The 8079-nt window shown below is 50.5% G+C and carries 9 protein-coding genes; 1 reads left to right on the top strand and 8 read right to left on the bottom strand.

Going from position 1 to position 8079, the window contains the following annotated elements; all coding sequences use genetic code 11:
- The 6 genes from ACOJS8_RS20570 to ACOJS8_RS20545 all read right to left on the bottom strand — a co-directional run.
- On the bottom strand, positions 1–1386 hold a 1386-nt coding region (locus ACOJS8_RS20570; RefSeq protein ID WP_420150430.1), incomplete at its 3' end, for an amidase.
- A gap of 346 nt (positions 1387–1732) precedes the next feature.
- Complete coding sequence (locus ACOJS8_RS20565) at positions 1733–2125, bottom strand: VOC family protein (protein WP_420150429.1); 393 nt, start codon at positions 2123–2125, stop codon at positions 1733–1735.
- A gap of 31 nt (positions 2126–2156) precedes the next feature.
- Positions 2157–2618: a hypothetical protein gene (locus ACOJS8_RS20560; protein ID WP_420150428.1), complete on the bottom strand. Its 462-nt coding sequence runs from the start codon at positions 2616–2618 to the stop codon at positions 2157–2159.
- 102 nt (positions 2619–2720) lie between these two features.
- The gene (locus tag ACOJS8_RS20555; RefSeq protein WP_420150427.1) at positions 2721–2969 is read right to left on the bottom strand and encodes a hypothetical protein; all 249 of its coding nucleotides are present in this window, start codon (positions 2967–2969) and stop codon (positions 2721–2723) included.
- Position 2970: 1 nt separating this feature from the next.
- Complete coding sequence (locus ACOJS8_RS20550) at positions 2971–4302, bottom strand: WGR domain-containing protein (RefSeq protein WP_420150426.1); 1332 nt, start codon at positions 4300–4302, stop codon at positions 2971–2973.
- A gap of 75 nt (positions 4303–4377) precedes the next feature.
- Complete coding sequence (locus tag ACOJS8_RS20545; RefSeq protein ID WP_420150425.1) at positions 4378–4851, bottom strand: hypothetical protein; 474 nt, start codon at positions 4849–4851, stop codon at positions 4378–4380.
- A 225-nt stretch (positions 4852–5076) separates the two neighbouring features.
- Between ACOJS8_RS20545 and ACOJS8_RS20540 the strand changes: the two genes are divergently transcribed.
- Positions 5077–6105 (top strand): helix-turn-helix transcriptional regulator, encoded by a 1029-nt coding sequence (locus tag ACOJS8_RS20540; RefSeq protein WP_420150424.1) that lies wholly within the window; start codon positions 5077–5079, stop codon positions 6103–6105.
- Positions 6106–6119: 14 nt separating this feature from the next.
- Here ACOJS8_RS20540 and ACOJS8_RS20535 read toward each other — a convergent pair whose 3' ends face one another.
- Positions 6120–6917 (bottom strand): hypothetical protein, encoded by a 798-nt coding sequence (locus ACOJS8_RS20535; protein WP_420150423.1) that lies wholly within the window; start codon positions 6915–6917, stop codon positions 6120–6122.
- 4 nt (positions 6918–6921) lie between these two features.
- On the bottom strand, positions 6922–8079 hold a 1158-nt coding region (locus tag ACOJS8_RS20530; RefSeq protein ID WP_420150422.1), incomplete at its 5' end, for a TonB-dependent receptor plug domain-containing protein.

Raw genomic sequence — 8079 nt, 5'->3', positions numbered from 1 at the left:
GTCGATGCAACCCGCCGGGCCTATGCTGACGCCCGCTATAGCGTCTATTTTTTGCGTCTTCATCAACTGATCGATACGTTGGCGCGAACTGCGGGTTTTGGCAAGTGCTTCAGTATATTCTTTGCTGGTCAGATCGCCTTTGGCTTCGCTGCTTTCGAGGGTTTCCTGTTTGAAGAACGGCATGGCTTTGGCCGCGTTCTGTTTGTTGAAAGCGATTACGTCGGCCAGAGATTTTACCCGTGCATTCGCTTTCGAGAGGTAGCGGTTCAGCCCGTCCTTAAACTCATATTGCAGTACCGTAAATTCAGCGCTGCCCGTTTCCTGAAGCCCTTTGCGTAACTCCACTTCTACGACCGTAGCGCCCTGTTTTTTCAATACGTCGATAGCGGCTTTGTACAACGCTACTACGTCCTCGTGCCCTTCCATAAATGATTTCTCGATACCGATACGTTTGCCCGATAATGCGTTTGCTTTCAGAAACTGCGTGTAGTCCGTTACGTTCTTACCCCGACTTTCGAGCGTAACGGCGTCTGCTGGATCGACGCCCGCCAGCGTACCCAGCAGAATAGCTGCATCGGTGACGCTACGTGTCATGGGGCCAGCGGTGTCCTGCGTTTGCGAGATGGGAATGATGCCGCTACGGCTAACCAGGCCCACTGTTGGCTTAAGACCAACCAGTCCGCACATGGATGAGGGAGCAATGATGGAACCGTCGGTTTCGGTGCCGACCGCTACAGCACACAAATTGGCCGACGTAGCAGAGCCAGAGCCTGAACTGGAACCGCTCGGATTTCGGTCCAGTACATACGGATTTCGGGTTTGACCGCCCCGGCTACTCCAACCGCTGGTAGATCGGGTCGACCGGAAATTGGCCCACTCGCTCAGGTTGGTTTTGCCCAGAATCACTGCGCCAGCCTTCCGCAACTGCGTCACGATAAACGCATCCTGAGTCGCTTTATGGCCTTCCAGCGCCAGCGACCCAGCGGTTGTCATCATCTGGTCGTGGGTATCGATGTTGTCTTTGATAAGTATTGGAATACCGTGCATCGGGCCGCGCAGTTGACCGTCTTTGCGTTCCTGATCCATCGCTTTAGCAATAGATAGCGCGTCAGGATTGAGTTCAATAACAGCGTTCAAACGAGGTCCCTTCTTGTCGATGGCGTCGATTCGCTCCAGATAAAGCTGGGTGATACGCTCGGATGAGTATTCACCCGATTTCATTTTTGCCTGAAGATCGTTGATGGACAGCTCATTGAGCACAAACTCATCAGCCGCAGAAGGAACCTCATTATCTGAACTTTCCGATTTGGGCGATGAGCAGGCTGCGAATGCTGAGGCAGAGACTGTAGCAACAGAACTGTTTCTAATAAAACTCCGGCGGTTCATACGAAGTAATTTGACGTAGCTGAAACGCACAAATTAGCAGATTTTCGGTTTTTCTGACAGAATTTACTGGATTGATTTGTTATCGACGAAAATGTAAATCCGAAGCGTCGCGGTTCCAAGTAATCCTGTTAGGAAAATTACACACCTAACTGTTGCAAATGGTGATCCAAGTGCTTATAAAACACAGTGTTCCGTTCGTCTTTGGTTAAGCTTCCGAATGAATGAGATTCTTTCCTGTCAATATAACCAATCAGTCGGTTGCGATTGGCCAAACAGGGAAGGCTTTAGTTGAGCAAATGTTCTGAGACAGCAATCGGTCTCAGAACATTTGCTCTAACCTGCTACGTTATTCCTGCACCCAATCATCGTTCGGCTCCCAAAGTTCAATAATGTTGCCTTCCGGGTCGAGCACATGCACGAATTTGCCATACGCATACTCGGCTATTTCATCAACGACAGTCACCTTGTCCCGTTTTAATTCATCAACCAGCGCAGTTATATTTTCCACCCGATAATTGATCATAAAAGGCTTTGCCGATGGATTAAAATAGGCCGTGTCAATCGGAAACGTACACCAGACAGTAGATCCTTTTTTCGACGGATCATCAGCCTGTCTCCATTCAAACGTCGTTCCGTATTCGCTGGTAGTCAATCCCAGATTTTTGGCATACCAATCGTTCATGCCCTGGGGGTCATTGCATTTGAAAAATATGCCGCCGAGGCCCGTTACTTTTTTCATAGTTGTTTATGATGTTGGCGCCTGTTTCCGCTTAGGCCAGTACGCCCTGAAACAAGCTTAACCGCTCACGGAGCACATAGCTGCTGACATCGGAATTCCAGCCGCCCCGCACGCTCAGCGAAAAGATACGAACGTCTGATGGCAACGTAGCGTATTTGTCCAGGGCTTTAAACCAGACACTTGGATTCCGGTAAGGCGCCAGCAACGTACGAGCCTGATTTAGCGCCCGATGCTGGCGGGGCGACCAGATGGGCCGCTGGCGATAAGCAGCCCCCTGACCATTCAGCAGATCGGGCAGAAACTGGGGCGGCACCAGCGGTAGTAACTCTGCCAGCAAATACAGACCCAGCTCAACATTCAGCATTCGGTTCGCCACCATGCCCGGCAACGAATGCCGGTAGCGAAGGCGGGTAACCAGAGGCTCCTGCCAACGTAACAGATTCGTCAGGCCGGGGCGGGTAGGGAGAGAAGCGGAAGCCGATAACGTGTTCATTAGTATGTTGTTTAAAATTCACAGAACAAAGTTCTACCCGGAAGAACGTAATCTTTTTATGTTCTTCTTTTTAGTGAAAACTTTTTCTGTTTTTTTCAGCGCTTATTGCAAAAAGGCACCGAGCGTTGGGAAATAGTAGACCTTAAAAATTCCATTGTCGTTGATGGCCCAGCCTTGTTGTTGCGCTACGTCGAACAGCCAGGTCGATACGTCGGCTTGCCGGGCTTTATAACCCCGGTTCCGTAAAAACTGCTTCACAATCAGAGAACTCGTGCTGCCTTCGGCTAAAATCAAGGTTGTAGCGGCCAGGCATACCATCGAAGGGGTAATTTGCTTTAATTCTGCGTTCATGTCAGATCTTGATTTTAACCATGTATCGAATCGTACATTGGGCCGGGTTGTACACAATGAATTCGTTTTTTTGTAAGCTCATACCTCGTTGAGCAAATACGGAATCGTACTGAATATCAATGTTATTTAGCTTCTGGCTGTCCAATTGCATGTGCCAGTTTTCGTGTTTGGTCAAGGTCAGTTGTTTGCCAACATGCACTTCATATATTGCGAGGTAACCTTCCTGCTGACGCCCTCTGGCCCAGGTTGAGCCATGCAGCGACGTGTAATTGAGCGATTTGCTGAACTGGTCGGCGAAGTAGATGCCGTAGCCAAACATTTTGCCTGTAATTATGGCGCTGGCCGGACGTAGCACCAGCCCCGTTTTCAGAATCGACATCCAGTTTTCGCTACGGCTGCCGTGCCACAATAACTGTGTTTTCTGATTCGGCCGCTGGCTCACATACGTATCAAAGCTGGCTTGGGTAGCTGTGTGCTGAATGCTGAACGCGGCATCAAATTTATCGGCGTCGGGTCCCATCATACGCTTGATGAGCGTCAGTACGCGTTTGTCCGTAACGGGTGCTACGTTCAGATTCATCACTTCGAGCAACGTAGGCGCTGGCTGGTTGGCTTCGGGTTCCGATTGTGTTAGCTCAACCTGACCGCGCATAACGTCGAGGGTCTCCTGTTCGCCAGCCAGTTGATCGCGTAAACCCTGAAGGTCGTTGGTTGTTTGGGGAGAAGCGGTCAGTAAATGCTCGCTCACTTTGCCCATCTTGCGCGGAATCGTTTTGAACAGTTCGAGTAACGTAGCGTTGTACGCGTTCAGATCGACACCTGTTGCGGCCAGGTCGGCCAGTTTATTGAGTAACTGCTGAGCCGTTTCAACTTGCTTCCGTGTGACCTGTTGCGCCGTAACGACGTAGTTCTGATAGATCGACTGTCTGGCCAGCTCAAGCAGCCGCCCCATAAATGAACGCACATCAGGATCAGCAATGGTTGAAGCATCGGTTTCGGTTGATTTGTCGGCGTACAGATGCGTTTGATCGACGTAGCCTTTCGCTACTTTTTCGCGAAACTTCTTATCCCACTGTGCCACCGGATAAGTAGCCGTGCTATGCGTGCCGCCAACCCGGCCGTACCGCACAGTGAACGTAGCATTATCGTTCTCGCGCATCTCATAATATTTGTTGTTGTTTTCGGCCGTCACCATAATCAGTTTCAGCGTCCGTAACGTCGATGTTGGCGTAGAAACTACTGGCTGGATTATGGGGGCTGTAGAAGAGGTGGTTAGTTTTTGCAGAGATACCGTTGGGTCGGTCAGGGAGCGAAGGCGTTGTAAGAGATTCATGCGGGCAAAAGGAGGCTGGTTGCCGTTGTGTTTACGGAAAAAGAACCTGGTAATCAGAAAGGAAAATGCAGACGTTTAGCCGACCATCTGGCGCAACGTAATGATCCGGTTGCGGAAGAAACCGACCGTTTTTTCGCAGAATCGGCTGCGGTCAGTGCTGATGTCGTACGCTTGCAAACGGTCAGGAATGTTTGTGTAAGCATCCAGCAGGGCGCTCCAGACGCTACGTTGCTGAATGTGGCTTAGCAAGGTGCGCCCCCGGTTCAGCAGTTTGTGTTGTTTTGGTGTCCACGTTGGGCGATCCAGGAAGGACGATCCGTTATCCGTCAGTAAATTCGGGAGCGTATCCGGAGGAGCCGATGGTAACAGTTGTGATAAGAGAAACAGCCCCATTTCGATATCCAGCAATTGTCCTGCCGACAACGTAGCGCGTTTGGGGCGATTGGCAACAGCTGACGATACCCATGAGTTTGAGGAGCTTAGAGTCGGAAAAAGCGAGGGCGCGTAGCCAGCGTTGCGGTTTTGATTGGCGTTCATGAGCGTGTTCATTAGTAGTGTTGTTTAAAATTCACAGAACAAAGTTCTACCCGGTAAAACGTAATCTTTTTACGTTCATCTTTTTTTGTAAAAAAATATTTCTGTTTTTTTGTGCTGGTGTAGAGACGCAATACCTTGCGTCTCCTGACCGGATGGTATTTGTTGCCGGATGGTTTTGTAGACACTACCAATTGCTGACGCTAATTAGACGCGAGGTATCGCGTCTCTACAGATCCTATGCCAATAACCCGCTCCGCTTTCCAGCGTTACCGCCTGATCGACGAAATCATTAGCCGATACCCACGTCAGTATTCCAAAAAGAAACTGTTTGATGTATGCCGCGATAAGTGTGGCATTCGTTCGATGTCATCGCTGGAGAAAGACATTCAGCGCCTGCGAGAAGACCACGACGCCCCCATTGCTTACGACAAACGACGGAACGGCTATTACTACACTGATCCACAGTTTCGCCTGCTACGTCTGATGCTTTCACCCGACGATATGGAAGCGCTCGACTACGCACGTGAGGTATTGACGGCTACCCAGGGCGCATCCGTAGCGGGCGAACTGGCCAACGCGCTCCAGAAAGTTCGGCAGAGTCTGGATATTATTCGGGAGGTGAAAACAGAAACGCTTACGCGCCGGGTAGTGTACGTTGAAGAACGGATTCTGGGTGGCAATCGGCACTACGTTCCCTTGCTGATCCGGGCCATCAATCAGAATCGGCAGATTGCGTTTCACTACCGGAAGCACGAAACGGATGAGTCGGTTACGTTGACTGAAAAGTCGAAACTTCGTACGCTGCATCCTATTCTGTTGCGCGAAGTAGCCGATAGCTGGTACGTGATCGGTTATGACGAACCCAGCGGCAAGGAACGTACCTTCGCGCTCGACCGCATGAGCGATCTGGAAATCACCGACGATACATGCGCCGTTCCGGACGACGTACTGACCAACGTGAGCGAGCTGTTTGAGCACATCTACGGCATTACCGACAGCAGCGGCCCGGTTGAAGAGATTCTGCTTTCATTCTCGCCTTTGTTCGGGCGTTACGTTAAGGCAAAGCCTATCCATCAGACGCAGGAAGTTGTGCGCGATACGGATTCGGAATGTGTAGTACGGCTACGGTTAGCCCCTAATCGGGATCTGCTCATGCATTTACGTAGTTATGGTGAGCATGTGGCGGTTTTGCAGCCTGCCAGTCTGGCTAAAGAAATTCGGGAATCGCTGGCGGCTACGCTGGCCCATTATTCGGTGAATGTTTAACAGACATGCAGTCATTATTTTTCAGTGATGGCTATTGTGATATCGTGCGGGGCGGTTTCATCACCGCCAAAATACGGATAGAGCAGATAGCGTTGCGTGCTTTCGACAGTCGTACAGCCCCGCGCGATAACCGTCTGCTTCCCCAAAAAGATAAACGTGTAAGCGCTTTCCGAAAGAATAATCTGGTAATCGTTGGCTACGTTGAGTTGGGCAATCCCTAATTCCTGGGCGATTCGCTGGCCATTAACGTAGCAATACGCATAAATCCGCAGGGCGTTATCTCGCCAGTTCCAGCCGAATCGGGCGCTGGCCAGGCTGTGGTGCGTATTACAGTCAGAAAAACCGTACAGCTTGTTGATGTCGCTTTGATTTTCGGGCAGCCGCGTTGTGTAAATGGCCGATTCATTGAACGTAGCGCTAAACGTTAAGGTGGTTTTGTGTGTAAAGACGAGCGGGTTCTGATCGCTGTACTGCTGACCAGCCCGAATGCGATAGATAACGGGCGATACTACGCTGGCTCCAATAAACACACGTCCGCTTTCGGAAAGTTGGAGAGTGCCACCCTGATAAATAAGTTTTTGAGCCTGCGCATCCGGGCTCGAAATAGTTATCCTGTGCCCGATATTGAGAACAACCTGATCGTTGGGAGTGGGGACATGGTTACACGACCAGATGGCAGGGTTATTCCAGTCTCCTGATTGTATGGATTGGCAGCTTTCTATAGTAGTATTGTTTGGAAACTGTGCTGACTGAGCCACTAAAACTGCCGGAATACACCCTAATAAAAGAAAATAGCTAAGGGATCGGAACATGCCGTTATTGCACACGTATCAGTTTTGAGCCAACCACTGGCCGACCTTCGGCGGTGATACCCTGCACCGTGATACGTACTGTTCGAACAACGTCCGATAGCGGAAAGAGTAATTGCGTATACCCCTGCGAATCGGTTTGAATGATTGGCTTCCAGTACAGTACGTCCCGGCGATCAATTTTACCGGATGTCGCTTCGCCGGATGGCTGATCCGTTGCTTCGTAGCGGGGTACGTAAAATTCGCGCTGGACCGATGGATAGCCAATAAGTTGCAGCGGTTTCATTCCTGCCTTGTTCGTGGATTTGTCCTGATCGGGTCGGAAGCGTTTGGTGTAGAAGGCAACTACACCATTGCCCCCGCGAACCCCGTAAATCCCGGCGTTCGTTCCATTTTTCAGTAACTCAATACGTTCAATATCACCAGGGTTAAACGTAAGCAGGCTTGTGCCGTCGCTGTCCTGAATGGGCATGCCATCCATTAAATACAAAGGCTGCGTACCACTTTTTATGCTGCCTATTCCCCGGATAAATACTTTATAGCCCCCTGTAAATGGATCTTGTGAAACGCTTACGCCCGCCATACGCCCACGTATCATTTCGTAAAGGTTAGTAAAAGGTGGCGACTTCTCATCGAAGGTAAGCGTAGCGTCGGCTCCGCTGTGCAGGCTTCGCTGACGAATATCTTCCGGACGTTCGTCCAGCTTTCGGGCCCGGACAATTACTTCTTTTAAAATCTTTATTTTTTTGTCGCGATAAAATTCAGCATCACTTTCCTGACGGATTTTGGCTGCTTCCAGCTGTGCCCGTAACGCACGCCAGTTTGGTTGTACGTTCGTCGTATCGCGATCCCAGTTCAGACCCGGCCCATCCAGCGCTAAGCGGGCGTCTTTATCAGAAAGATCTTTCATGAGTCGGTCCGTAAGCTGCATCATCAGCTGCATTGTATCGGCAATGGCCAGGCCTGCCAGGCGGAAACGTCCCTGTCCATCGGCACCCGTCGATTTTACAAACGACTGATTGGGTTTGGTAGAGGCCACAAAAACCTGTGCTCCGGCAACAGGTTGATTTTGAGGAGTCAGCACACGGCCCATTAGCGATACACCGCCGAGCAATTCTTCGGCAGGCGTGCCACTAATACGTCGCCAGCCCTGGGTAAGCAGTAG

It is taken from the genome of Spirosoma sp. (assembly GCF_048594605.1).
Lineage (GTDB): Bacteria > Bacteroidota > Bacteroidia > Cytophagales > Spirosomataceae > Spirosoma.
Note: the sequence above shows the minus strand (reverse complement) of the source record. Positions and strands in the feature narration are given on the sequence as shown.